The 26,737-nt window shown below is 35.3% G+C and carries 23 protein-coding genes; 14 read left to right on the top strand and 9 right to left on the bottom strand.

What is annotated here, in order from left to right:
* Nucleotides 1-26: 26 nt before the first annotated feature.
* The 3 genes from N4T20_RS12785 to hutH are packed head-to-tail and all read right to left on the bottom strand — an operon-like array spanning nt 27 to nt 3,597.
* Complete coding sequence (locus N4T20_RS12785) at nt 27-1,358, bottom strand: inorganic phosphate transporter (RefSeq protein WP_260669529.1); 1,332 nt, start codon at nt 1,356-1,358, stop codon at nt 27-29.
* A gap of 30 nt (nt 1,359-1,388) precedes the next feature.
* A complete protein-coding gene (locus N4T20_RS12780) occupies nt 1,389-2,033 on the bottom strand; it encodes a DUF47 domain-containing protein (RefSeq protein WP_008462731.1) in 645 nt (214 codons plus the stop codon).
* A gap of 49 nt (nt 2,034-2,082) precedes the next feature.
* On the bottom strand, nt 2,083-3,597 hold the full coding sequence (gene hutH, locus N4T20_RS12775) for a histidine ammonia-lyase (RefSeq protein ID WP_260669528.1): 1,515 nt from the start codon (nt 3,595-3,597) through the stop codon (nt 2,083-2,085).
* A gap of 566 nt (nt 3,598-4,163) precedes the next feature.
* Here hutH and thrA point away from each other — a divergent pair.
* The 8 genes from thrA to N4T20_RS12735 all read left to right on the top strand — a co-directional run bounded on the left by thrA (nt 4,164) and on the right by N4T20_RS12735 (nt 13,313).
* On the top strand, nt 4,164-6,611 hold the full coding sequence (gene thrA / locus N4T20_RS12770) for a bifunctional aspartate kinase/homoserine dehydrogenase I (protein WP_260669527.1): 2,448 nt from the start codon (nt 4,164-4,166) through the stop codon (nt 6,609-6,611).
* Between the two features lie 159 nt (nt 6,612-6,770).
* Nucleotides 6,771-7,691 carry a homoserine kinase gene (locus tag N4T20_RS12765; RefSeq protein ID WP_260669526.1) on the top strand — a complete coding sequence of 307 codons (921 nt, stop codon included), beginning with the start codon at nt 6,771-6,773 and terminating at the stop codon, nt 7,689-7,691.
* A 150-nt stretch (nt 7,692-7,841) separates the two neighbouring features.
* Nucleotides 7,842-9,131 (top strand): threonine synthase, encoded by a 1,290-nt coding sequence (gene thrC, locus N4T20_RS12760; RefSeq protein WP_260669525.1) that lies wholly within the window; start codon nt 7,842-7,844, stop codon nt 9,129-9,131.
* Between the two features lie 271 nt (nt 9,132-9,402).
* Nucleotides 9,403-10,584, top strand: coding sequence for a hypothetical protein (locus tag N4T20_RS12755; RefSeq protein WP_260669524.1), 1,182 nt, complete (start codon nt 9,403-9,405; stop codon nt 10,582-10,584).
* A 180-nt stretch (nt 10,585-10,764) separates the two neighbouring features.
* Complete coding sequence (locus N4T20_RS12750) at nt 10,765-11,112, top strand: hypothetical protein (protein WP_260669523.1); 348 nt, start codon at nt 10,765-10,767, stop codon at nt 11,110-11,112.
* A gap of 82 nt (nt 11,113-11,194) precedes the next feature.
* Nucleotides 11,195-11,683, top strand: a complete 489-nt coding sequence (locus N4T20_RS12745; RefSeq protein ID WP_260669522.1) for a hypothetical protein — start codon at nt 11,195-11,197, stop codon at nt 11,681-11,683.
* Between the two features lie 330 nt (nt 11,684-12,013).
* Nucleotides 12,014-12,520: a GNAT family N-acetyltransferase gene (locus tag N4T20_RS12740; RefSeq protein ID WP_260669521.1), complete on the top strand. Its 507-nt coding sequence runs from the start codon at nt 12,014-12,016 to the stop codon at nt 12,518-12,520.
* Nucleotides 12,521-12,764: 244 nt separating this feature from the next.
* Entirely contained in the window at nt 12,765-13,313 is a 549-nt protein-coding gene (locus N4T20_RS12735) for a HutD family protein (protein WP_260669520.1), read from the top strand.
* A 161-nt stretch (nt 13,314-13,474) separates the two neighbouring features.
* On the opposite strand, the gene N4T20_RS12730 is transcribed toward N4T20_RS12735, so the two are convergent.
* The gene (locus N4T20_RS12730) at nt 13,475-14,047 is read right to left on the bottom strand and encodes a Crp/Fnr family transcriptional regulator (protein WP_260669519.1); all 573 of its coding nucleotides are present in this window, start codon (nt 14,045-14,047) and stop codon (nt 13,475-13,477) included.
* A gap of 248 nt (nt 14,048-14,295) precedes the next feature.
* Between N4T20_RS12730 and N4T20_RS12725 the strand changes: the two genes are divergently transcribed.
* The gene (locus N4T20_RS12725) at nt 14,296-15,414 is read left to right on the top strand and encodes a polysaccharide lyase family 1 protein (protein WP_260669518.1); all 1,119 of its coding nucleotides are present in this window, start codon (nt 14,296-14,298) and stop codon (nt 15,412-15,414) included.
* A 221-nt stretch (nt 15,415-15,635) separates the two neighbouring features.
* Here the strand turns inward: N4T20_RS12725 and N4T20_RS12720 are convergent, their stop codons facing one another.
* The 3 genes from N4T20_RS12720 to N4T20_RS12710 all read right to left on the bottom strand — a co-directional run bounded on the left by N4T20_RS12720 (nt 15,636) and on the right by N4T20_RS12710 (nt 18,203).
* Nucleotides 15,636-16,019, bottom strand: coding sequence for a DUF3037 domain-containing protein (locus tag N4T20_RS12720; protein WP_260669517.1), 384 nt, complete (start codon nt 16,017-16,019; stop codon nt 15,636-15,638).
* Nucleotides 16,009-16,791, bottom strand: a complete 783-nt coding sequence (locus tag N4T20_RS12715) for a HipA family kinase (RefSeq protein WP_260669516.1) — start codon at nt 16,789-16,791, stop codon at nt 16,009-16,011. The genes N4T20_RS12720 and N4T20_RS12715 overlap by 11 nt, the downstream gene beginning before the upstream one ends.
* Before the next feature lie 554 nt (nt 16,792-17,345).
* Nucleotides 17,346-18,203 carry an NAD(P)H-hydrate dehydratase gene (locus N4T20_RS12710; protein WP_260669515.1) on the bottom strand — a complete coding sequence of 286 codons (858 nt, stop codon included), beginning with the start codon at nt 18,201-18,203 and terminating at the stop codon, nt 17,346-17,348.
* 347 nt (nt 18,204-18,550) lie between these two features.
* On the opposite strand from N4T20_RS12710, the gene gcvT reads away from it, so the two are divergent.
* The 4 genes from gcvT (at nt 18,551) to N4T20_RS12690 (ending at nt 23,247) form a co-directional block, all read left to right on the top strand.
* Nucleotides 18,551-19,633: a glycine cleavage system aminomethyltransferase GcvT gene (gcvT, locus tag N4T20_RS12705; protein ID WP_260669514.1), complete on the top strand. Its 1,083-nt coding sequence runs from the start codon at nt 18,551-18,553 to the stop codon at nt 19,631-19,633.
* Between the two features lie 198 nt (nt 19,634-19,831).
* The gene (locus tag N4T20_RS12700) at nt 19,832-21,862 is read left to right on the top strand and encodes a S41 family peptidase (RefSeq protein ID WP_260669513.1); all 2,031 of its coding nucleotides are present in this window, start codon (nt 19,832-19,834) and stop codon (nt 21,860-21,862) included.
* 277 nt (nt 21,863-22,139) lie between these two features.
* Nucleotides 22,140-22,853 carry a YebC/PmpR family DNA-binding transcriptional regulator gene (locus N4T20_RS12695; RefSeq protein WP_012024626.1) on the top strand — a complete coding sequence of 238 codons (714 nt, stop codon included), beginning with the start codon at nt 22,140-22,142 and terminating at the stop codon, nt 22,851-22,853.
* Nucleotides 22,854-23,037: 184 nt separating this feature from the next.
* Nucleotides 23,038-23,247 carry a hypothetical protein gene (locus N4T20_RS12690; protein WP_260669512.1) on the top strand — a complete coding sequence of 70 codons (210 nt, stop codon included), beginning with the start codon at nt 23,038-23,040 and terminating at the stop codon, nt 23,245-23,247.
* 41 nt (nt 23,248-23,288) lie between these two features.
* On the opposite strand, the gene N4T20_RS12685 is transcribed toward N4T20_RS12690, so the two are convergent.
* A complete protein-coding gene (locus N4T20_RS12685) occupies nt 23,289-24,194 on the bottom strand; it encodes a LamG domain-containing protein (RefSeq protein WP_260669511.1) in 906 nt (301 codons plus the stop codon).
* Between the two features lie 347 nt (nt 24,195-24,541).
* Between N4T20_RS12685 and N4T20_RS12680 the strand changes: the two genes are divergently transcribed.
* The gene (locus N4T20_RS12680; protein WP_260669510.1) at nt 24,542-25,561 is read left to right on the top strand and encodes a DUF481 domain-containing protein; all 1,020 of its coding nucleotides are present in this window, start codon (nt 24,542-24,544) and stop codon (nt 25,559-25,561) included.
* Between the two features lie 102 nt (nt 25,562-25,663).
* On the opposite strand, the gene N4T20_RS12675 is transcribed toward N4T20_RS12680, so the two are convergent.
* Nucleotides 25,664-26,563 (bottom strand): LamG domain-containing protein, encoded by a 900-nt coding sequence (locus N4T20_RS12675; RefSeq protein WP_260669509.1) that lies wholly within the window; start codon nt 26,561-26,563, stop codon nt 25,664-25,666.
* Nucleotides 26,564-26,737 lie beyond the last annotated feature (174 nt).

The following is a 26,737-nucleotide window of genomic DNA, read 5'->3' as shown; positions in this document are numbered from 1 at the left end:
CATTTCACAAAATCCATTTTCTCAGCTTAAATAAAGACACTTAGAATAAAGTAAACCAAACCTGCTAGAATAGCCGAAATTGGAATAGTCAAAATCCAAGCCCAGATTAAACTTACGGTAACTCCCCATCTAACGGCAGAAACACGTTTTGTCAATCCAACTCCAATAATAGAACCTGTAATAGTGTGCGTTGTACTTACTGGAATTTTTAAGTGTTCAGTAAAGTAAAGCGTCAAAGCACCGGCTGTTTCAGCAGCAACACCTTCAAACGAACTTACTTTGGTAATTTTAGAACCCATCGTTTTTACAATCTTCCATCCACCGCTTAAAGTTCCTGCAGCAATTGCAGAATAACAAGCCAATGGAATCCAAGAAGGCATAACTCCTTTAATGCCCAAATCATCGTTTGGAAGCACAACATCTAACCAAGCATCCATATAAACTCCTGGATTTGTATTGATATAAACTGCTACAGCCGCAGCAATAATACCCATTACTTTTTGAGAATCGTTTCCTCCGTGGCCTAAACTAAAAGCCGCAGAAGATAATAATTGCATTTTCTTTAAAGCAGCATCTGCCTGATGAAGATTTAAACTGCTGAATATTAAACAAAATCCGCTTACTGTCAAGATAATAAAGGCTACTAAGAACCATTTAATATTATGAGCTTCAAAAGCAACGCTCCAAAAATGAGAATCAAATCTTGGCTTTTCAATCTTATCATAAGGCACCATTTGATAGTACACAAATACAATTGTAGCAATCATTAAAGCTGCAGTAAAGATTTTAGGCCCGATTGTTTTACGAGAAGCATTTAAAAGCCAAATCGAAATTAAATAAGAAGCCAATGCTCCTAATAATGGCGCTAAAACAATAAAAGCAATGATAATGAGAACTCCCGAAGGCATTGCTCCGTCTTTTCCTGCTTTGTACCAGCTTACAATTTCATACCAATAGTGAGTTGCTCCGTCTTCTCCAACATAACCAGAGAAACCGTGTACAGCAATAGCGTGTGCCACAGCTGCTCCTGCAAAACCTCCAATAAGCGTATGAGAAGAACTTGAAGGAATTCCTAACCACCAAGTCAATAAATTCCAACAGATTGCAGCGATAACTCCGGCCAAAATTACCACTAGGTTAATTTCCATAGTATGCGCTGTTTTAGCAACAGTATCTGCAACACCAAATCCAAAAACCCAATACGCCAGAAAGTTAAAAAATGCTGCCCAGACAACCGCCTGAAAAGGTGTCAAAACCTTTGTTGCAACAACAGTCGCTATAGCATTTGCCGCATCATGAAAACCATTGATGTAATCAAAAATTAAGGCAAGTACTATAATTAATATAAGTATAGTCATAAGATTATAACTTCAGATTGAAAAATTGAATTAAGAATGTTTTACAGAAATAGATTCTAGTATGTTCGCAACACTCTTACATTTATCTGTTGCTGATTCTAAAACAGATAGCACTTCTTTATATTTAATAATATTTTTAGCGTCTGTTTCGTTTTCAAAAATTTCAAAAACTGCTTTGTTATACACGTTATCAGATTTGTTTTCTAGTTTGTTAATTCTAGCACAAGCATCTTTAATAACTTTAAAGTTTTGTAAGTTTCTCAACTCTTTTACTGCACTGTCAATGTTTTGACAAGCTTCAAGGTTGATTTCTGTCATCTTTCTGATAGACTTTGTAATTTTATCAACCTGATACAATCTCATACGGCTAGATGCACCGTGAAGGTAATCTGCAACGTTGTCAATTGAAGTAATTAACGTATGAATATCTTCTCTGTCAAATGGAGTGATAAAGTTTCTGCTTAACTCCAAATTGGTCTGACGAGTAATGTCTTCTCCTTTTTGTTCTAATTCGTCAATTTTTTGAAAAAGAATTTCTCTTTCTTTTAATGGTAAATTTACAGCTTCGTGTAAGTTAGAAGCTAATTCAATTAAATTGCTTGAAGCCTCTTCAAAAAGTGGAAAGAATTTTTTGTCTTTCGGCACTAAAAATTGGAAAATACTGTTTATTGACATTGTTTTATTTTTGATAGTGCAAAATTACCTTCAATAACACGTTTCAGTGTTAAGCCATTGTTAACAAATCGTTTTCAATTTGAAAACTCGAAAGGAATAAAACCGTGTTTTCTATGTCATTATGTAAGATTCTGTCTTCTTTCACCAAAGGCACCATTTCTCGGTAGCTATTCAAGAACATTTGAATAAAATCGCTTGATTTTAGAGGCTCTCTGTAAGCAATAGCCTGCGAAGCATTCAGCAATTCGATCGCTAAAATGCGCTCCAAATTATCCAAAATTCGTAAGGCTTTTGTTGCCCCATTGGCTCCCATGCTCACGTGATCTTCTTGTCCGTTACTCGAAACAATGCTATCAATACTTGCAGGAGTTGCCAATTGTTTGTTTTGGCTCGCAATACTTGCTGCTGTATATTGCGGAATCATAAAACCAGAATTCAATCCCGGATTATCAACCAAAAATGCCGGAAGATTACGCAAACCAGAAATTAACTGATAGGTTCTTCTTTCAGAAATGCTTCCTAATTCTGCCAAAGCAATTGCCATAAAATCTAAAGCTAAAGCTAAAGGCTGTCCGTGGAAATTTCCGCCAGAAATAATCTGATCGGCTTCAATAAAAATATTAGGATTATCAGTCACTGAATTGATTTCTGTTTTAAATACTTTTCTAACATAATCAATCGCATCTTTTGAAGCTCCGTGAACCTGCGGCATACAGCGGAAAGAGTACGGATCTTGAACGTGTTTCTTTTCCTGAGCGATAATTTCGCTTCCTTCCAAGAATTCAGTAATTCTTTGTGCCGTTACGATTTGCCCTTTGTGCGGACGTATATAATGTATCAATTCGTTGAATGGCTCGATTCTTCCATCAAAACCTTCCATAGAAATAGTTCCGATCAAATCTGCCAAATACGAGTATTTATATGCTTTAATTAAAATATGAGCTCCATATGCACTCATAAACTGAGTTCCGTTCAGCAAAGCCAAACCTTCTTTTGACTGCAAAACAATTGGCTCCCAGTTAAAATGCTTTAAAACTTCAGCAGAAGCCACTTTTTTTCCTTCAAAAAGCACAATTCCCTCACCTATTAATGGCAAAGACAAATGTGCCAAAGGAGCTAAATCTCCTGAAGCTCCAAGCGAACCTTGCGTATAAATAATAGGCAGAATATCATTATTATAAAAATCAACTAAACGCTCCAGTGTTTTTAATTGAACACCAGAATGACCATAACTTAAAGATTGGATTTTCAGTAAAAGCATCATCTTTACAATGTCCGCTGGAACTTCTTCACCCGTTCCGCAAGCGTGCGATTTTACTAAGTTTTCTTGAAGTTTAGATAAATTTTCATTCGAGATCTTCACACTATACAATGATCCAAAACCTGTATTGATTCCATAAATTGGAGCCGTATGAGATGCCATTTTCTTATCTAAATAATCACGGCATTTCTGAACATTTGACTTAGCTTCTTCAGATAATTCAAGAATCTTATTCTGACCTAAAATTTCCTGTAATGTTTCTAAAGTGATGGTTTCCGAACTTATATAATGAATCTCTCTCATGATGATTTTAAATTTTAAACGCCAAAATTCAACAAATCAATATTAAAAAGCAACATTTTATCACAATAATTAAGATTTCAACAAAAACCAGTTGAGCAATTTTAACGCTCTATTTACTCTTCTTTTTATGTTTTAATCCGCTTTTAATGTCTTTTTGGACTAAACATCAATCTTTTGCATGGCCTAAACCTCAAAAAAACGCTGTCCAAAATCTATTAAAACCTCAATTTAGCATATCCAATTTTAACAAATACTCAATATTGAATTATTGAGATTTGAATTATTAAAATATTCGCAAAAAAGCTTTTGAAGTTTTTAACTCTTATAAAAAGCTGTACTTTTGAAAAATCAAAAATGAAAAGTAACAGCATAAAATATCAATCTACCATTATTACAGCTCAAACAGGAGTTGCAATTGCTGCTACCATTATTTCTACTACAACAACTACTACCCCTTAGGGGTATACATTTTTACATATAATCCAGTTCGCATATACTTTTTTTCTAAAAAGAAGAAAGGTAATGAATACATAAAAAATAGTTGCAAAAAAGAAAAATATCATAAAATGAAAGTATTAAAATTTGGCGGAACTTCAGTAGCCAATGCTCAAAATATAAAACTCGTTCTCGACATTGTTAACCAAAAAGCAAAACAGGACCAGCTTGTGGTTGTGGTTTCTGCATTAAGCAAAGTAACTGATTTACTGCAATTGGCAGCAGCAAAAGCGGCATCAAACGACGAAAGCTTTAGAGAAGTTGTTGCCGAAATCGAGAAAAAACACCTTGATACACTTAAAGAACTGATTCCGGTTAGCGAGCAAAGCAGTTTGCTAAGCCATGTAAAAAGAATCATCAATCACTTAGAAACTTTATTGGACGGCTGTTTTCTTTTAGGAGAATTGTCTCCAAGAACTGCCGATACCATTTTAAGTTTCGGAGAATTGCTTTCTTCATTTATCATCGCGCAAGCTTATCAGCAGATTAGCAAAGATGCGGTTTACAAAGACAGCCGCGAATTAATCAAAACGGATAATAACTTTGGAAAAGCAACTGTAAACTTCGAAGTTTCAAATCAGCTGATTAAAGATTACTTTGCTGAAAACAAGGCAAAAATCAATATTATGCCCGGTTTTATCGCACAGACTTTAGACGGAATTACTTCGACTTTAGGACGAGGCGGTTCCGATTATACTGCTGCAATTATCGCTGGAGCAATCGATGCAGAACAATTGGAAATTTGGACAGACGTAAACGGAATGTTTACTGCAAATCCGAAAATTGTAAAACAAGCACAGCCAATTGCTACTATTTCTTACCAAGAAGCGATGGAATTGTCGCATTTTGGAGCAAAAGTGCTGTATCCGCCAACAATTCAACCCGTTTTAAGAAAAAACATTCCAATTTTAATTAAAAACACTTTTGAGCCAGAAGCTGAAGGAACTTTAATCTCTAGCCAGGTTTCCTCAAAAGATACAGTTGTAAAAGGAATCAGCCATATTGATCATATTTCGCTTTTAACGCTTGAAGGTCCAGGAATGATTGGTGTTGCGGGTTCATCAAGAAGATTATTTGAAGTATTATCTCAAGAAAAAATCAATGTTATTTTTATTACTCAAGCTTCTTCTGAACATTCAATCTGTATCGGAATTCTAAATTCTGATGCTGATAATGCCGAAGCTGCAATAAATAGAGCTTTTGAAATCGAAATTTCGCAGAATAAAATCGATCCTTGCTATGTAGAAAAAGACCTTTGCATTATTGCTTTGGTGGGTGAAAACATGAAAAATCACCAAGGCTTGAGCGGAAGAATGTTCAGCACTTTAGGAAAAAACAACGTAAACATACGTGCGATTGCGCAAGGCGCTTCTGAAAGAAACATTTCGACTGTAATTAATGAAAGAGATGTTAAAAAAGCATTGAATACGTTGCACGAAAATTTCTTTGAAGAAAACACAAAACAGCTCAACTTATTTGTAATGGGAGTTGGAAATGTGGGCGAAAAATTCATCGAGCAGATTCACAATCAAAGAAAGTTCTTAAAAGATAATTTAAAGATCAATGTTCGTGTAATTGCTTTGTCTAACTCAAGAAAAATGATTTTTGACGAAGACGGAATTTCTTTGAAAAATTGGGATGCCGCTTTAAGCGAAGGCGAACCGGCAAGCATTGAAGAATTTATCAAAAAAGCAAAAGAGCTGAATTTGCGTAACAGCATTTTCGTAGACATCACTGCAAATGCAACGGTTTCTGAAGCCTACGAGAAATTCTTAAAAGAAAGTATTGCGGTTGTGACTTGCAACAAAATTGCCTGTTCATCTGCTTACGATAACTATAAAAAATTAAAAAGCTTATCACGCCAATACAACGCTCCTTTCTTGTTTGAAACGAATGTTGGTGCGGGATTACCTATTATTGACACTGTAAAAAACTTAATTGCTTCTGGCGATAAAGTGCATAAAATTCAAGCCGTTTTGTCTGGAAGTCTGAACTTTATTTTCAACAATTTTGATGAGAATAATTCTTTCCACGATGTAGTAAAAGAAGCGGGAGTTCAAGGTTTTACAGAACCAGATCCGAAAATCGACTTAAGCGGAATCGACGTTGCCCGTAAAATCCTAATTCTAATTCGCGAAAGCGGTTACGAAATGGATATTGACGCTATTGCAAATGAATCGTTCCTGCCAGCAGAATGTTTAGCAACCACAAACAACGACGACTTTTTTGCATCGTTAATCAAACACGCTGCTCATTTTGAAGGCATTTATAAAGAAGCTTTAGCCAAAGATTCAAGATTGAAATACGTAGCGCAATTCGAAAACGGAAAAGCTAGCGTTGGCCTGCAGTTCATTCCAAAAGATCATCCTTTCTATAATTTAGAAGGAAAAGACAATATCGTATTGTTCTACACAGATCGTTACGTAGACCAGCCTTTATTGATCAAAGGAGCCGGCGCCGGAGCCGCTGTTACAGCATCAGGAATTTTTGCAGATGTTATTAGAATAGGAAATATTTAGTAAAGGTGCAAAGGGTCAAAGGTGCAAAGGGACAAAGTTAAAACCTTTGCTACTATGAACCTTTGCTACTATGAACCTTTGCTACTATGAACCTTAAAAAACAATGAGTGGAAAACCTCTGAACCTCTGAGCCTTTGCCACTTTGAACCTTATAAAAAAATGGAAATAAAATTATTCTGTCCCGCTACAATCGCCAACCTCTCATGCGGATTTGACGTCTTGGGACTTTGCTTAGACAATGCGGGCGATGAAATGATTGTTCGAAAAGTCGATCAAAAAGGAGTTCGAATCACTAAAATTGTCGGTGCCGATTTACCTTTGGAAACCGAGAAAAACGTTTCCGGGGTTGCGGCTTTGGCCATGTTGGCTACTTTAGATGAATTGGATTTCGGATTTGAAATCGAAATTTACAAAAACATCAAAGCCGGAAGCGGAATCGGAAGCAGTGCTGCAAGTTCTGCCGGAGCGGTTTTCGGAATAAATGAATTATTAGGAAGACCTTATTCTCGTAAAGATTTGGTTCAATTTGCAATGCAGGGCGAGAAATTAGCCAGCGGAAACGCTCACGCCGACAACGTTGCCCCTGCCCTTTTGGGCGGATTTACGTTGGTAAGAAGTTACTCGCCGCTTGATATTATCAGAATTGACAGCCCAGAAGAATTGTACGCAACGGTGGTTCATCCGCAAATTGAATTGAAAACTTCTGACGCTCGTTCGGTTTTAAAACAAAACGTTTCCCTAAAAAGCGCCATCATGCAATGGGGTAACGTAGGCGGATTGGTCGCAGGACTTTACACCAAAGATTACGAATTGATCGGACGTTCGCTTCATGACGAAATCGTAGAGCCTTTAAGAAGTGTATTGATTCCAGGTTTCGATCAAATTAAACAAACGGCTTATGAAAACGGCGCTTTAGGTTCTGGAATTTCAGGTTCCGGCCCATCTATTTTCGCTTTAAGCAGAGGAAAAGAAACCGCTGAAAAAATCGCAAAAGCCATGAGCGACGTTTACGAAAAAATGAATTTACCGTATGAAATTCATGTTTCGAAGATTAATCCTGATGGTGTCCGCGTGCTTTAGCACGGGACGCTGCAAGCAATAGGCTTTAGGCACTAAGCTTGAAACCTTTGCGTATAATATAAAACCAAGAAAAAAATGAAAAAGCTAAAAGCTAAACGCATTCAGAAAAAGCCTAATGCCTAAAGCCTAAAGCTTAAAGCTACAAAAAAAATGAAATACTACAGTTTAAACCATAATGCCCCAAAAGTTTCTTTTCAGGAAGCTGTTATACAAGGATTAGCAACTGACAAAGGATTATATTTCCCAGAAAGCATAACACCGCTTGATCCGTCATTTTTTGATAAAATCGAAGGTTTAAGCCACGAAGAAATTGCTTTTGAAGCGATTAAACAATTTGTTGGCGACGAAATCCCGGCAGAAAAACTAAAAGAAATTATTGCCGAAACTTTAGTTTTTGATTTTCCGGTTGTGAAAGTCGAAAACGGAATCTATTCGTTAGAGTTATTTCACGGTCCGACAATGGCTTTTAAAGACGTTGGAGCGCGTTTTATGTCACGTTGTTTAGGTTATTTCAATAAAGACAAAAAAGATTCTAAAAATACTGTTTTAGTAGCTACTTCTGGTGATACAGGCGGAGCTGTTGCGAGCGGATTTTTAGGCGTTGACGGCGTTGATGTTGTCATTTTATATCCGTCAGGAAAAGTGAGCGACATTCAGGAAAAGCAATTGACAACTTTAGGGCAAAACATTAAAGCGCTAGAAGTTGACGGTGTTTTTGACGATTGTCAGGATATGGTGAAAAAAGCGTTTTTAGATGAAACTCTGGCGCATAAAAACCTGACTTCTGCAAACTCGATTAATATTGCACGTTGGTTACCGCAAATGTTTTATTTCTTCTTTGCATACAAAGCCTTGAAAAGCCAAAACAAACCTTTAGTTTTCTCTTGCCCAAGCGGAAACTTTGGGAATATCTGTGCCGGAATTATGGCAAAAAAATTAGGTTTGCCAATTGAGCATTTTGTAGCGTCTACCAACGTAAACGACACGGTGCCAAGATTCTTAGAAAACGGAAAATACGACCCAAAACCTTCTAAAGCGACCATCTCTAACGCCATGGACGTTGGAAATCCAAGCAACTTTATTAGAATTCAGGAATTGTACAATAATGACTTAAAAGCTTTCGAAAAAGACTTCTCTTCTTATAGCTATACTGATGAAGAAACATTAGTTGCTCTAAAGAAAATTTATAACACAGACGGTTATATCGCAGAACCACACGGTGCTGTTGGTTATTTAGGTTTGAAAAAAGAGCTTGAAAAACACCCTAACGCCATTGGTATTTTCTTAGAAACAGCACATCCTATTAAATTCTTAGATGTGGTTGAATCTGCTTTAGGAATTACGCTTCCGATTCCTGCTCAAATCGAGAGTGTTATTAATGAGGAGAAAGTTAGTGTGAAGATTAAGACTTATGAGGAGTTGAAGGATTTCCTAGGGTAATAAAGCTAATATGAAATGATATATCGAACGACTGATGTTTATTTTCAGTCGTTTTTTTATTGCTTGAAACCAAAATTATTTTGAGTTAGCAAATAAAAATATCAAGTACGGAAATCCGTAAAAATTGGCAAGAAATAATATATATATTTGAAAGTATAGAAAACGAATCACTTAGTCTAGCTACCCGAATTTAGGTGTAAATGCGAAAGTTTGTTTCGCGTATACAAGATTTACTAGCCACTTTACCGCACGATAAAAATAATTGAGAAATATGACAACAACAGAATTTCTAGCACATCCAGTTTCAATAAAGACTGAACAACTTCTGAATCGAATAAATGAAGAAGAGGTTATTAAAAATCTTGAAAATGACAAAATTGATTTCTTCAAAACTGCTTGCCTTTACTTATTGGACAGACTTAAAGTTGCAATTCCAAATCTTTTATCTTTAGCCGAATTAAATGCTATTTCATCAGAATATGAAAACGCATTAACCCAAATAAATAATTTCATTGGCAATGGTAATATTGGACATATAAACAATGCGGTAAATCATATAAATTCTGCATTACCCTATATCAAAAACTTTCCAATTCTCAATGTACCAGGAGATTTAGATTTTTCTAAAATAGTTTCACAATTCCAAAAGACAATTGAAGATAAACAAAATCAAACCGAAGAAAAAAGGGATGAAATAGAAGCTAAAATAAGTACTTTAAATTCTGAATTAGATATTAAACAAACCGAATTAGCAGAATTAACAACCAAAATTGGACTTAAAGAAAAAGAACTTGAAACAATAACTGCAAATTTTCAATTGCAGTTTGAAACATCAAATGCTTCATTTACAAAATTAGTTTCTGAAGATAGAGATACATTTAGAGCTGAAATTAACGCTGACCGTGAAAAAATAAAGACCGATACTGACGAAATAATAAAAGATTTAGAACGCAAACTAAATGATGCTACCAAATTAGTGAATGTTATTGGAAATGTTGGCATAACTGGTAATTACCAAATAATTGCAAACGAACATAAAAAAACAGCTGATAATTGGCGAAGTATTGCAACTATTTTTATGTGTATCCTTTCTGCTCTTTTGATCTATTCAATTTGGAAAATTGGAGATGTTAGCTATGATTGGCATAAAGCAATTATACGAATTGTTGCGTCTGCAATTTTAATATATCCAGCTGCTTATGCTTCCAGAGAATCCGGGAAACATAGAAAGCTAGAGAATCTTAACCGAAAATTAGAATTAGAATTGTCGTCAATAAGTCCATTTATCGAAATACTTGACGAAACAAAAAAACAGGAAATTAAAGCTAAACTTGTCGAAAAATATTTTGGCAACAATTATTCGACCGAAGAAGATGACAACAAAAACGAACTTATATCTGCAAATATGCTCGAAACTATTGTTAAATTAGTAACAAGTATAACGAAAAAATAAAAACAGCTGGTAACCGTGGTTTTACGAGATTGTGTATTTTGTGGTTATTTCACGTTTTCGTTTCGCAAGTTTTTTTTAGCCAAAAGTACTAGGTTACGAAGTTCACAACCGTAAAAAACTGCGAAACGTTATTGCCAATACTTATAGAAATGGAAAATTTAATAAATATTCAAAGATATTATGAGAGAAAAAGAGCTAGAAAAAATTGCTAAAGATTTAAAAGAAATTATCAATAAAATCCTGATAAATGGATTTAAAAACAGACAGCACAGAATTGTTGATTCAGTTGAACAAATTCAAATTCAAAATTACGAAATTGTTCAAGACGAAAACGATCGAGATCAAATTTACGTTCACAATATTCTTGTTGGAGCTCGAGTATTTGTAGTTTTTAGTAAGGATGCGAAAAGCTCTGATAACATTGTTTTAAAAAATCAAAAACCACTCTCTTTCACATATAAAAAAGAAATTGACAACTACGAGATTGAAGAAGATACTGCCATTTTTTTTGATGCCACAACATTTTAAACATTGCCCCCGCTAACGCGAGCGTCCCACTCGTGAACACAAAGAAATTCAAAATAAATTTTCCATTAAAAAAAATAACAAAATGAAAATAAAATCATTCATTATTTTATCATTTCTATTTTTAACATCATGTAAAAAAGAAATTGCTGAAAAAGAAATTGCTAAAAAAGAAACGGTTAAAAAAGAAATAACTAAAGATGAAATTATTAAATTAAATATTGAGAATAAATTAAAACAAAGATTGAAAAATCCTGATAGTTATGAATTTGTAAGTTTGAATTTAGCGAAATCCTTTACTGTAAAAGAAAGAAAAGAAACTATTACTAAGAAAGATTTAGAACAATTACGCGAACTTAATAAAACAATTTCTTCTCCAGATCTATTAAATAGAATGGAAGTCGAATATTCATTTTTGGAAAAACAAAAGGATGTAAATAAAATTGCTTTATATCGTTATGATTTCATTGCAAAAGGCACAAATAGTTTAGGAGGAATAATTCAGTCTAAATATTCTGCTGACGTTTTAAATGACAATAACTACACTGCATTAAGCATTAGTAAAAACGATTAAATTTAATTCTATCTCCTCATTAACCCAAACATCCCGCTCGTGCGCACAAAGAAATTCAAAAATCAGTTGGAACCTGCACGAGCGGGACGCTCGCGCTAGCCATCAAAAACATTTAATACCCTTTAAAATTTCAATAGCCTCCAGCTTTAGCTGGAGGTTTTCTTTTGCACGATAAAAAGGCTTTAGCCAAAAAACGTTAAAAATTAGGTTAAAGCCATTTTTCTAATGTAATTTTGTTCTTACAGCTAAAGCACTAGGCAATTCAATTTTATCTTTTGCTAAAGCAAAATTTCAATTCAAAACTTAAAAAAATTACAGCATATTATTACCATGATTACAAAAGCAACAATCGAAGACATTCCAGCATTAACAATTTTAGTAAACTCCGCATACAGAGGCGAAACTTCTAAAAAAGGCTGGACAACAGAAGCGCATTTACTGGAAGGCAAAAGAACTGACGAAGAAGAAATGACCGAAATTTTCCAGAATCCAAAAAATACGATTTTGAAATTTACGGAGAATGACAAAATTATTGGTTCGGTTTTATTGGTTGAAAAAGGATATCAATTGTATTTAGGAATGCTGACCGTTTCGCCTGAACTTCAAAACAGCGGAATCGGGAAAAAGCTTTTGGCTGAAGCCGAAAATCATGCTAAAACTCTTGGTTTGTCGAGTATTATTATGACGGTTATTTCGGTTCGTGAAGAACTTATTGCTTGGTACAAACGCCATGGTTATGTAGATACGGGCGAAAGAGAAGCTTTCCCGGAAAGCGGCATTCACGTTACGGTTTCTGAAGAACCTTTGGAGTTTATTTATTTGGAGAAAAATATTTAAGTTTTTGTTTTGCCACGAAGGCGCTAAGACACTAAGTTTTTTTAATCTCGCAATCCCGATAGCTATCGGGAGCTGAGACGCAAAGTTTTTGGCAAAGCTTCTATATAGTTTGTTTTCCTGAGCGGAGTCGAAGGATCGCGAAGCTATTCCGCAAACTTTAATTTCTTTGTCGAGCTACTTATTATCCTTCGACTTCGCTCAGGAGGACAAAAAATGAGAATAAAATCATTAAAACATTCAATAAATGAACATACAGCTTTTCTCTAAAAAAAACACTAAACCCTCTATTTGGACTGGCGGATTGACATATGAATATATGATCTATCCAAAAACAGCCAATTATTCTGATAGAGATTTTGCATTTAGAATCAGCAGTGCTACAATAGAGGAAGTGCCTTCAGAATTTACCAAATTTAAAGGCTATTACCGATACTTGGTGATGCTTGATAATCGTTTACAGATTGAGGTAAACAAAGAAAAAAAAGCATACGAGAAATATGAAATCTTCGAGTTTAACTCCGATGATGACGTAACTTCTTATACAAAAGGCACTGATTTTAATTGGATGGTTTCTGAAAAGATATCCCATCAGAAACTGGAAATCGCAAGTCATAATCAGAATTGTAATGCTGAAGTGGTGATTTTATTTTCTTTAGATACAACAGTGATTACAATTGATGGAAAGCCGTATCCTTTAGAACCTTATGATTTATTGGTCATTGAAAACCCAAAAAAGGAAAATGTAATGCTTCATTTTTCTACTGAATGCCTATTCGGGATGTTGGATTTTTAATTCTTGCCACGAAGACACAAAGACAGGAAGATTTTTTATTCTCGCGATCCCGATAGCTATCGGGATTGCGAGATTTTCACATGACGCTAGACACACTGCAGTGCGTCTCAACAGAAAACCTTTGTCACTTTGTTACTCTGCACCTTTGAACCTAAAAAAGACTAAGAAACCGTTCGCTTAATCTTCGAAAGAAACTCATGTGAAACACCCAGATACGAAGACAGATTCTTATTATTTATAGAACTTACTTTTTGCGGGTATCTCTCTTTAAAATCAAGATAACGCTGTTTTGAAGTTTTATGGAGCACATCTAAAAGCCGCTGCTGAATGGCTACATTGGCCCGTTCGATCATTAGAACGTGGAACTTTATGAGTTTCGGAATTACGGCAAACAAATACGCTTTTTGCATTTTACTGATAACCACTATTTCGCTGTCTTCAATAGCTTTAATGTTGTAGGTAGTTGGCTTTTGATGGTAAAAACTTTCCAGATCGCAGATCCATTCATTTTCGAAGGAAAAGAAAATGACGGTTTCTGTTCCGTTTTCGTTTAGAATGTAGGTTTTGAATGATCCTTTTAAAATAAATCCTTCGTAACTGCTATTTGAATTTTGGACTTGCAGAAATTGATTTTTTTTAAGTTTAATGAGTTCCGCTTTAGAAACAATAATGTCCCATTCTTCATCTGTGAGTCGAATTTTTCGCTCAATGTTTGCTCTTAGTAGGTTATACATCTGTGGTTTTTGTGGTTTTTTGTGAGGGTTAAATTTGTTTTTTTTCAACTCATTACTAATTAAGGGCTTAGATCAATGTAATCGATTACGTAAAAATACATATAAAATGCATTTTTGTAAATTTAGAAGTGTTAAAAAAATACATTCAGTAGATTTTTTTACAAAAGTTTGAACTTGTTCAACTTTTTTCCTACTTATAATATTGAGTTTTGCGTTGTTAAACTTTTTATAAATAACCAAACTTAATTATGAACTTAAAATCAACACTTTCAATGTTCGCAGCAACATTGATTTTCGGATTTACGGCGTGTAATTCTGAAGAAATCGCTTCAAACACAGAAGCAAGTATCGAACCAGCAAACGAAGCAACGATTGATGCCTCAACAACAAACCCTACAGCCAAAATTGGGAATTGCGCTGAGGTTCCAGGATGGGCTTCACAAAACGGAGGCACAACTGGCGGAGGTTCTTCTGCCGAAACTACAGTTACAACCTATGCACAGCTAAAATCGGCTATCGAAAACACTGCCGTAAAAGTGATTAAAGTTTCTGGAACTATCACAGTAACTGCAAGATTGTCATTTCAGGATCAGACTGGAAAAACGATTTACGGTGCAAGCGGTGCAAAACTGGTTTCAACAAATCAGACCAAAGATGCTTCTGGAATTATTAACATTAAAAGATGCAAAAACATCATCATCAGAAATTTGATTTTTGAAGGTCCAGGCGCTTATGACACCGACGGATGGGATAATGCCATTTTGGACGAATGTACAAATGTTTGGGTAGACCATTGCGAGTTTAGAGATGGCGTTGATGGAAACTTTGACATCAAGAACAAATCAGATTACATTTCGGTTACGTATTCTAAATTCCATTATCTAAAACCACCAAAAGCGGGAGGTTCAGGAGGAACTGATGATCATAGATTTTCTAACTTAATTGGTTCTAGCGATGGCGCAACGGGTGACCGCGGAAAATTAAGAATCACTTTTGCAAGATGCTGGTGGGCTCCAGGCTGCAAAGAAAGAATGCCAAGAGTTCGTTTTGGACAAGTGCATATTGTAAACAGTTATTTTAACAGCACTGTAAGCAATAAGTGTATTGCAGCAGGTTTTGAAGCAAATATTCGCGTAGAAAGCAATGTTTTTGAAGGCGTAAAAAATCCAATCGATTTAATGACGGGGTATACTGCGGTTACAGCTACAGATAATGTATTTACAAGTGTTACAGGAACTCAAGCTGGAAGCGGCACGGCTTTTACTCCACCTTATTCTATCGTGAAATTGGACAAAAACGCTGTCAAAGCTGATATTTCTGCTAATGCGGGACCTACTTTGGGCGGTAATGTTTGCGGCTCTTTCTAGTAGCTTTTATTGTTTGCCACAAAAGCGCTAAGACACGAAGTTTTTTTCTCTTTACCATATAAGTTATATAAGATAATTTAAGCTTTGCCTAAAATGAACTTATATAACTTATTTGGTTTAATTACTCTGCGTCTTTGCAAGATTTCTACAAGTGAGACGCACTGCATTACGCCTCTACGGAAAAACCTTTGAACCTTTGCCTCTCTGAACCTTTGAACCTATTATAAAACAAGTTCTTCAAACAAACGCTGAATTGTTTTCTCCAAATCCTGAGTCAATCCGGGATGAGGTCTTGAAGTTTGAATTGCAGAACTTCTTATAGCCGTTAGCCACCTAAAACGCTCTGGAATTTCGAATTCGGCGATTGGACCGCCATCTTTGGCTCCGTTGGCAATTTTCACTAATGATGTTAAGTTGCATTCTAATTGTTCAATGTCAAAATCGTTAGAAAGGGCTTGGATTTTTTCTTTATTTAAATGAAAAAGAACCTTTATAAATTTGGCTTTTTTGCAAAACAAAATGATTCCGATATTCAGGAATTCTTCGCGCTCTACCCTAGGCACAACGCGAATCACAGCATATTCGTATAAGTGGTTATCTTGCATTTTGAGCCTGATTTACAAATATTTCTGAATTCTCTAATCTTGTCTTTAAAAATTGCAAATACACATTTCGCAAGCCTTCTGGCGTTTCGTCTGCGTCTTCCCATTGCAGCCAATCTAATGGAATCGTATTTACAATTTCTTCTAAAATTTCTGGCTTTAAAATCGCTTTAAATTCGGCATCAACTTCTTTTAACATTGAGGCCTGAGGCAGTAAAACGTGATCTTTTATCAGCGCAAAAGGACTTTTAGAATGCTGTTCCCAATTGTTCCAAGAATGATGAAAATACAAACAAGCGCCATGATCAATCAGCCATAATTCTTTATGCCAAATAAGCATATTGGTATTTTTGAAAGTTCGGTCAACATTGGTGATATAAGCGTCTAACCATACAATTTGAGATGCTAATTTAGCATCGACAGTGGTTACGGCAGGATCAAAAGTAATGGCTCCTGATAAAAAATGAAGCGCCAAATTTAATCCTTGGCTCCCTTGAAGCAGATCTTGGATTTCTTCATCGGCCTCGGTTCTTCCAAAAGCTTCGTCGAGATTAGCGAATACTAATTCTGGCAATTGCAATTTTAAGGCTTTTGCTATTTGTCCGCCAACCAGTTCGGCTATCAAGGCTTTTACGCCATGTCCTGCACCTCTGAATTTTAATACATATTTAAAGTCGTCATCGGCTTCTGCTAAAGCTGGCAAAGAACCTCCTTCACGCAGTGGCGTTATGTAACGCATGACATTTACTGTTCTAAGATCGAAGTTGTTTTTCATAAATACAAACTTACTAAGGTTTTTGCCACGAAGGAGCAATGGCACAAAGTTTTTTTAAACTCACAAAGACGCAGAGTAGCAAAGTCTTCTTCCTCTCGTAGATTTTGCTGATTGAGCAGATTTATCCGCATTTTTTGTCTTCCTGAGCGAAGTCGAAGGATAACGATTAGCTCGAAAAAGAAACTAAACTTTGAGGAATAACTGGCTATCCTTCGACTTCGCTCAGGAGGACAAACGGCTCGGTGGAAATTATCTAATTTTCAAATTGATAAATTATCTTAATGGAGAGAATTTGCTCGCAAAGACGCAGAGTAGCAAAGTCTTATTCCTCTAGCAGATTTAAATGAATTAAGCTGATTATACTGATTTCTATTCTATTTTTTTGCTCTCGCAGATTTTGCTGATTAAGCAGATTTATCCGCATTTTTTGTCTTCCTTAGCGAAGTCGAAGGATAACGATTAGCTCGAAAAAGAAACTAAATATTGAGAAATAACTGGACAATCCTTCGACTTCGCTCAGGAGGATAAACGGCTCGGTGGAAATTATCTAATTTTCAAATTGATAAATTTTCTAATTCCAGAAAAGCTTTTCCCAAATACTTAATAATCGTAGAAGCCGTAAAAGATTCGTAACCTGTTTTGGGCAAAGCCAAATCGGCTGTTAATCCATGAATGAAAACACCCATTTTTGAGGCATATTTGGCTTCGTAGCCTTGCGCTAGAAGGCTGGTTAGAATTCCCGTTAAAACATCTCCGCTCCCTGCGGTTGCCAGCGCTGCGTTTCCGCTTGTGTTCTCGTAGACCGAGGTTCGGTTTATAATATAGGTCGGTGCGCCTTTCATGACTACAATGACTTTATACTTTTCTGAAAAAGCGATTGTTTTCTGAAATTTTTCTGATTCTGAATTCCATTTTCCAATCAAACGCTCCAATTCTTTGGGATGAGGTGTTAGAATAGTGTCTTCGGGAACCAATTCTAACCAAGACAAATTTTCTGAAATGATGTTTAATGCATCGGCATCTATGACTAAAGGAGCTTTATTAACCCTTAAAAATTCAAACAGAGCTTTTTGCGTTCCGAGTTCCTTTCCGATTCCAGGGCCGATTCCAACAGCTTGAGGAAGCAATGGAAGATGGATATTGGTTATAAAATTGGTATTCTCGTCGGTTACGGTCATTACTTCAGGAATGGAGATTTGAAGAATTTGATAACCGCATTTGGGGATAAAAGTCGTTACGAGTCCGCAGCCTGATTTTAAGCATGATTTTGAAGCCAGCACTCCTGCTCCTATTTTGCCGTAGCTTCCTGCAATAATCACTGCATGGCCTTGCATTCCTTTGTGAGTTTGAGGATTTACAGGTTTGTATAATTTCTGAATTTCTTCTTTATTGATTAAATATGGCGATTTCATTCTTTAGCGGATGTTAATTTTAAACACATAGAATCATATTTTTCTTTACACAGAAAGACGTTTCACTTATTTAAATAAACATAGCTCAACCGTAAAGGCGTGATTCTATACTAAAATTACATAAAAAATTGAAATACTGAATCTTCTTATGAAACTGTTGCCGTAGCCCTTATAGAAGCGGCATCTCCCGATTTAGAAAAATAAGGCTTTTTAGCCGTAGTTTTGTTTATCGGAAATACAGCGGATAGCAGGAAATAGCTCTAAATTATTGCGAAATTTATAATTTAAGCTATTTAAATTTGATATTTTTTGAATAGATTTGCAAAACAATTTTATAAAACAACACAATGAAAAATACTGCGCTTACGCACATACATGAAGGTTTAGGAGCAAAAATGCTTCCTTTTGCGGGTTATAATATGCCTATTACTTACGAAGGCGTTAATGCTGAACACGAAACGGTTCGTAATGGTGTCGGCGTTTTTGACGTTTCTCACATGGGTGAATTTTTGCTGACAGGTCCAAATGCTTTGGCTTTGATTCAGAAAGTAACTTCAAACGACGCATCGACTTTGACAATTGGAAGAGCTCAATATTCTTGTCTTCCTAATAATGAAGGCGGAATTGTTGACGATTTGATTATTTATAAAATGAAAGAGGAAGAGTATTTACTGGTTGTAAATGCTTCTAATATTGAAAAAGATTGGAACTGGATTTCGTCTCACAATGATTTGGGAGTTGAAATGAAGAATCTTTCTGACGAATATTCTTTATTGGCAATTCAAGGACCAAAAGCAGTTGAAGCTATGCAGTCTTTGACTTCTATTGATTTGTCTGCAATTACATATTACCATTTTGAAGTAGCTGATTTTGCAGGTTTTAGCGATGTTATCATTTCTGCAACTGGATACACTGGTTCTGGCGGATTTGAGATTTATTGCAAAAATGCAGATGCAGAGGCTATCTGGAACAAGGTTTTTGAAGCCGGTGCTTCTTTTGGCATTAAGCCAATTGGTCTTGCCGCTCGCGATACTTTACGTCTAGAAATGGGATTCTGCCTATACGGAAACGATATTAACGATACTACTTCTCCGCTTGAAGCTGGTTTAGGATGGATCACAAAATTTACTAAAGATTTTACCAATTCTGAAGCTCTTAAAAAACAGAAAGAAGCTGGAGTTGCTAGAAAATTAATTGCTTTTGAAATGCAAGAACGTGCTGTGCCAAGACATGATTACGAAATTGTTGATGGTTCAGGAGCAGTGATCGGAATTGTGACTTCTGGAACTATGTCTCCTTCTATGAATAAAGGAATTGGTTTAGGATACGTTACAACTCCTAACAGTGCGGTTGATAGCGATATTTTTATCAGAATCAGAAAAAATGATGTTCCTGCAAAAGTGGTTAAATTACCGTTTTACAAGAAATAATTTTTACTTTATAGTTTAAAAAATGCGTTACAACTGTAACGCATTTTTTTTGCTTTAAAATAAGCAGATTCAGGTTAAATTATTTACCGATTGTTCGTTTAACGTTTAAATACTTTTGGTTGTCGATATTTTGCTAAAAATACTACATTTTGTAAAAAAATTAGTGTAACTTTAATCATGAACCACGAATTTCCATTTATGAAAAAGATTTCACTACTCCTTTTTTTGCTGACATCAACACTATCATTTGGTCAAAACAGCGCAGAAACTTGTGAAATATTAAACAAAATAAATGCGCTTATTCAAGCAGAGCATCTTAGACCTAAACCCGTTGATGACAGCTTATCTGTGTTCGTTTTTGACAATTTAATTAACGAACTTGACCCTTCTCGCAATATCTTTTTTAAGAGCGAATATGATGAAATAGCTGAGAAATATCGCTACAATCTTGACGATATGATCCTAAAGAATGACTGCAGTTTTCTTACTGATATAAAAGCTAAATATGTAAATGGTCTAATACGCACTAAAAATGTCCTAGAAAAAATTAAGACCATCCCGATCGATTACACTAAAAAAGACACTATTCGCTTTTATAAAAAATCTTTTGCCTTCTATTTAAAGAAAGAAGATCTGGAAAAAGTATGGACAAAGAAATTGCGCTACCAGATTTTGGACAATATTGCCGAAATGAGCGAAAATTTAGACTCTTTAAAAACCAATTTCAAATCGATTGAGCAGGTTTCAAAAAATCAAATTCTTACCAACGAAATTTGCCGTTTTAGCACATTGATAGATGCTAGCTCTAAACAGGACGAAAAACTATACAATTTTTTCTGCACGTATTTTGACCCGCATACAGCTTATTTTAGCGATGATTCTAAAACCAGTTTTGTTGCTTCTTTATCAAAAGAACATTTGTCGCTTGGAATGACGGTAAACCTCAACGAAAAGAACGAAATCATTATTGATGAGGTAGATCCAAACGGACCAGCGTATCAGACAGGACAAGTAAAAAAAGGCGATCAGATTATCTCGATTTCCAATCAGAAAGAAACGCTTTTGGTTTCGTGCGCTTCGTTAGAATCTATATCATCTATGATTTTATCAGAAAACAACAAACATATTACGCTGACCTTAAAACGTAATTCGGGAAAAAGTTTTGATGTTTATATTGAAAAACAGATGATGAAAGATGAAGAAAATTCGGTTTTTAGTTTCATCATTGGCAAAGACAGCAAAATTGGGTACGTGAAAATTCCGAGCTTCTATGCAGATCTTGACGGCAACAGCAGAAAAGGATGCGCAGATGATGTGGCTCGAGAGGTGATAAAATTGCAGAGAGACAGCATACAAGGCCTTGTTATTGATCTTATTGACAATGGCGGAGGCTCGATGGAAGAGGCCATAAAACTGGCTGGAATGTTTGTAGATTACGGCCCTCTTTCGATTGTAATTGACAATAAAAAAGAGAAGTCTGTAATTAACGATCCTTTCAAGGGAGTGATTTACAGAGGGCCAATTGTAGTTTTGGTAAATAGCAATACGGCCTCGGCCAGCGAATTTTTCTCTTCTATCATGCAAGATTATAATCGTGCGCTTTTGCTGGGAAGCAATACACTTGGAAAAGCGACAATGCAAACCATTCTTCCGCTTGACGAAGAAAAAAATACGGATTTCTTAAAAATTACAATCAATAAATTTTATAGAATTACCGGCAAAAGCCACCAGTATATTGGCGTAAAACCAGATGTGGTGCTTCCTGAATTTTATGAAGATGTTTATCAGAAGGAAAGCGATTTTCCGACGGCCATAAAAAACGACAGTATCGAGCCTTTCTTAAAATACAAAACGTATGTCAAGCGAAATTTGATCGACAAAATTGCTAAAAACAGTTCAGCAAGATTGTCAGACAATTACTTTTTCAATAATATTAAAAAAATCAACTCTAAAATAGACCAGCTTGTAAATGCTCCTAAAGCTGAGATTCCGCTGACATTGGATGCGGTTTTCACGCAGAAAAAGACTTTAAGCGCTCTTTGGACAGAAATCAATACGTTTAATGATGAAAACAATCCGCTTGATGTTTACAATTCTAGTGTGAATCAGTTTCTTTTAGGCGCTTATCCAAATGATAAAACGATTAACCAATATCAAATGGATAACCTTAAAACAAATCCGTACCTCAACGAAGCCGTAAATATCATTAATGAGTTTAACGGGAAGTAAATATTTTTTTTTAGCCGCTAAGATTCTAAGTTTTTTTTACCGCAATGTCGATAGCTATTGGAAGCAAAGTTCTATTTGTATGCTTTGTGAACTTTTTACTTTATAGCTTAACTTAAAATTTCCTTGCGTGCTTTGCGCAAACCTTAGCGTTCTTTGCAGTTAAACTTAACACAACCAGAGTAATTTTAAGCCAGAAACCTGAAACAAAAAAGAACAATTTTGTTTTTGTAAAAATTAGGAAAACCGTATTTTTGCATCACAAAACTAAAAATTAGAAATGGGAAGAGCGTTCGAATTTAGAAAAGGAAGAAAAATGAAACGTTGGTCAGCAATGGCCAAAACATTTACCAGAATTGGTAAAGATATCGTAATGGCTGTTAAAGAAGGCGGACCAAACCCAGACGCCAATTCTAGATTAAGAGCTGTTATACAAAATGCAAAAGCGGCTAATATGCCTAAGGACAATGTTGAGCGCGCGATTAAAAATGCAAGCAATAAAGACACTGCCAACTATAAAGAAATTTTGTTTGAAGGATATGCTCCTCACGGAATTGCTATCTTAATTGAAACTGCTTCTGATAACAACAATAGAACTGTAGCTAACATCCGCAGTTATTTCAATAAATGTAACGGAACAATGGGAACTCAAGGTTCTGTTGAGTTTATGTTTGACCACACTTGCAACTTCAGAATTGCAAAAGATGGCATCGATGCTGAAGAATTAGAATTAGAATTAATTGATTTTGGTGCCGAGGAAGTTTTTGAAGACGAAGACGGAATCTTAATCTATGCTCCTTTTGGAAGTTTCGGAGCTTTGCAAAAAGAATTGGAAAACAGAGGCCTAGAAATTTTATCTTCTGGTTTTGAGCGTATTCCGCAAATCACAAAAGAATTAACTGAGGCTCAAATTGCTGACGTTGAGAAATTGATTGAAAAAATCGAAGAAGATGATGACGTAATGAACGTTTATCATACAATGAAAGAAGAATAGTCTTTCTTTGAAAATATATTTAAAGCTCCAGATCTTCTCGACTGGAGCTTTTTTATTTTGGGAAAATTGCTCTCAGAAAATATTTAAATCATTATTTGAACTCATTTTAAACTGAGGTTCGATAGCTCTAAAGACAACATTTCGATTATATTTGCAACACCTCAAATTAAATTTAAAACTTAAAATGCAGACATCAAAAATCACACGAATTGCTGTAGTAGTACTAGTTCTTTTGTTCTTAGTATTAAGTGTAATCAGCTGTAGCACGCATACGCACACTCACACTTACACACCTGCTCCATCGGGTAAAAAAATACCGCCAGGGCAAGCCAAAAAAATGAATGGGGACCAAAGTGCCAAAGCTTACGCACCAGGGCAGCAGAAGAAAAAATAATGCAGAAGCCTTTCAAAATCTGAAAGGCTTTTTTATTACGGCTATTTTTTATTCGAATTGATTACCTTGATTAAGTAAGTCCCTTCGGGCAAATCAGTAATATTAGAAGCATTTGTTCCCATTATTTGTCTTCCTTGCGAAAATACTTCAATAATTTTACCGCTTTTGTTGGTTTCAACAGGAGCTGCCGCGGGTGCAGATGCTTTCACAGGAGTTGCGACAGCCTTTTTGGGCACATTTGAAACCGCAGGACTTGAAACAGGGATACTTTCAGCAACTGCCACGCCGTGTGGCTTCGAGCTATTATACGCTTCCCTAACCTGTTCGTCTGTCATGGCAACACTATACAGCCTTAAATCGTCAATATCTGCATTGATACTGGTTGAGGCATTTAATTTTCCCAGATTCAAAATATATCCTTTAGCCGAACGCTGAATTCCTTCGACAGCTTTTAACAATTCGCCATTTCGGTAAATTTTTGAAACATTTCCGTCATAAGTCACACTATAAAAATACCAAACCTCCTTTACTAAAGGCACTGATACAATTACATTATTGGCGTCTCCCCAACCTACTAAACTCAAATCTGCATTGTTTCCAGACACTGGCTGCTGCACCAATCCGAAATATTGTCCGTTTATTGCTGCACCATAGCCAAAGATATAATTAGGAATATTTACGGCATTAAATTTTACCCAAATCGATATTGTTTTGGGCTTATTATCCTGAGGAAGCTCTCCCACTACTGCCTGATAAGCTTTATTGGCAAGTCTCAAAGCACTTTTAGGATTTCCCATTCTGTCGTTTACAAAAATTGGGGCACCTAAAAAAGAAATAGCATTATCAGTACTATTTAAATTTCCGTTGAAACCAAACTCCTGTACAGGATTTTGCGCATTAGCAGTTAAAAAATTTACAAACATTAAAGTGAGTAATATTTTTTTCATAATCATAACTTTTATCAGAATCGTTTTGGTATAAGGCAAATAGCTGTTTATTGTAAAAATCAAGTTTTACAATTTCAAAATTTCATTTATTATTTTTACAAAATTTGTTAAAACTATAATTTAAATTCAGCATATCCAAACAATTCCTACACACAAATACATAATTCTCACAAAAACACCTTTACGGTGCAAATGGCATTCTTTAAAAAAAACCTTCATCCATACTCCTAATTGCTTACAGGATTGATTCCCGCAAAATCAGGATTTTTTTATGATTCTACCCGACTTTGCATTTTTATTTCTAACTTTAACAGTACCAGCTGGCAATCAAAGAAATAGACTTAAATATGAAGAAAACCTTACTCCTATTTTTTCTTTTATCTTTCTTAAAAATCAGTGCACAGATTTCTGATACTCTTGTACTCAAAAACAACGATATCATTGTTGGCGAAATAAAAACAATGAACAAAGGTGTCGTACAAATAGAAACCGATTACAGCAAAGAAGATTTTAAAGTGGAATGGAAACACGTTAAAAGCATTGGCTCCGAAAGGATTCATATTATCAACCTTTCCAATGGCAGTTTGCTAAACGGAAAAATTACAAAAACCAAAACTCCTGATAAATGCGAGATCACTAATATTGAAACCCAAACTAAAAGCATTATTGACCTAAGCGATATTGTTGGCATAAGACCTGTAGACAATAATTTTTGGCACAGACTTGACGCTAGTTTTGATGCGGGCATTAAATTAACCAAAGCACAAAATTTACAGCAATTAACTATAAATGTAAATCTAGGCTACACTGCCAAAAAATGGTACGGAACTGCCACATATAAGCAGATCCAGTCTGTACAAGATGACAGCGATCCTATTAGAAGGATTGACACTGATTTAAGCTATATCCATTTGCTCCCAAAAGATTATTTTATTCCGCTATCGATTGTAACTTTAAAAAATACCGAGCAAGACATTGATATCCGTATAGTTTCAAAAGCAGGCTACGGAAAATACCTCATACACAGCAACAAAAAATACTGGGGAATTGCTTCGGGATTATCTTTTAACCATGAGCGCTTTACAGAAATGCCAGAAGCGAATAAAAGTTTGGAGTTGTTTTTGGGCAGTGACCTTAATTTATATGATATTGGCGATTTTAGCATTCAGTCTAAAGTGAATTTCTTTCCGAGCTTAACAGAAAGCAAAAGGATTCGTACCGATTTTTCTGTAGATACCAAATACGACTTGCCATTAGACTTTTTTATCAAGCTATCATTTATCTACAACTATGACAATAAGCCAAAAGAAGGCGCATCAAAAGATGATTATGTTTTTCAGACTACTTTTGGATGGAAATTAGATTAAAAAAAGCCTTCTGAAGACAGAAAGCTTTCCTTACTATTCCAAAAACCCAATTGCTTACGCAATAAAAACTAACTAACATTTAAAAACAAAGTAAAGAACCATTTATTTTGAGGTAATTTTTTTTGATGGAGTACTGGTAATTTTCAATAAATAAGTGCCTTCTGGCAGATCGCTTATGTTTGCTGCGTTACTTCCCACAATTTTTTGCCCCTGCGAATAAACTTCTACGTTTTTAAGGGTACCATTAACTTCGTTCGAAGCAATAATAGTTTCGTTTGCTGCTTTTGCTTTAACAGCTGTTTTTACGGTTTTATTTTCCACAACTGCTTTAGAAGGCAAATTAGCAACCTTTTCGTTATCATACAGCTCTTTTACCTGATCTGGCGTTAAAGCCACATCATAAATCTTCAGATCATCTATATCAGCATTGATCCCAACCATTGTGTTTATTTCGCCCAATCTAAAAATATTTCCGTGAGTAAATCTTGTCATACCTTCTAGATATTTCAACAATTTGCCGTCTCGATATATTTTAGAAATAGTGCCTTCATAAGTAATGGTATAGTTATACCAAATATTCTTTTCAAGAGGCGCAGAAACAATAACATCATTAGAAGCTCCCCAAGCCGCTAAACTTAAATCCGAGTTAGAAGTGCTTGTTCCTTGCTGTAATAAGCCGCAATATTGCGCATTAAGAGGATTTCCATAACCCCAAATATAGTTTGCGTTTGAAATATCATTAAATTTCACCCAGATACTAATTGTTCTGGCGCTTTTTCCTTGAGGCAAATCATCGATTACAGCTTCTAGAGCTTTATTATTTAATCGTTGTGCTCCTTTTATAGCTCCTGCTCTGTCAGCTACAAAATTGTTGGCACCAATAAATGAAGTCGTGTTTGCAGTATTGTTTAAAGTTCCATTAAAGTTAAATTCCTGAATCGGTGTTTGAGCGTTCACATTCAAATAACTTACAAACAATACTGTTAGTAGTAATTTTTTCATAATAGTAGATTTTAGGGATTAAACAACTATGTTATTTTAATACCTCAAAACTAGATTATTACGATTTGGAGCAAAAATATTTCCGACAACTGACCTAAAAACTCGTTAAAACAACATTTTTTGATCATTTTACTAGCAAACGCATTTACCAAAATTCATAAATTTCACAAAATA

It is taken from the genome of Flavobacterium sp. TR2 (assembly GCF_025252405.1).
Lineage (GTDB): Bacteria > Bacteroidota > Bacteroidia > Flavobacteriales > Flavobacteriaceae > Flavobacterium.
The sequence above is the reverse complement of the archived record's forward strand: the minus strand, read 5'-3'. Positions and strand labels throughout refer to the sequence as shown.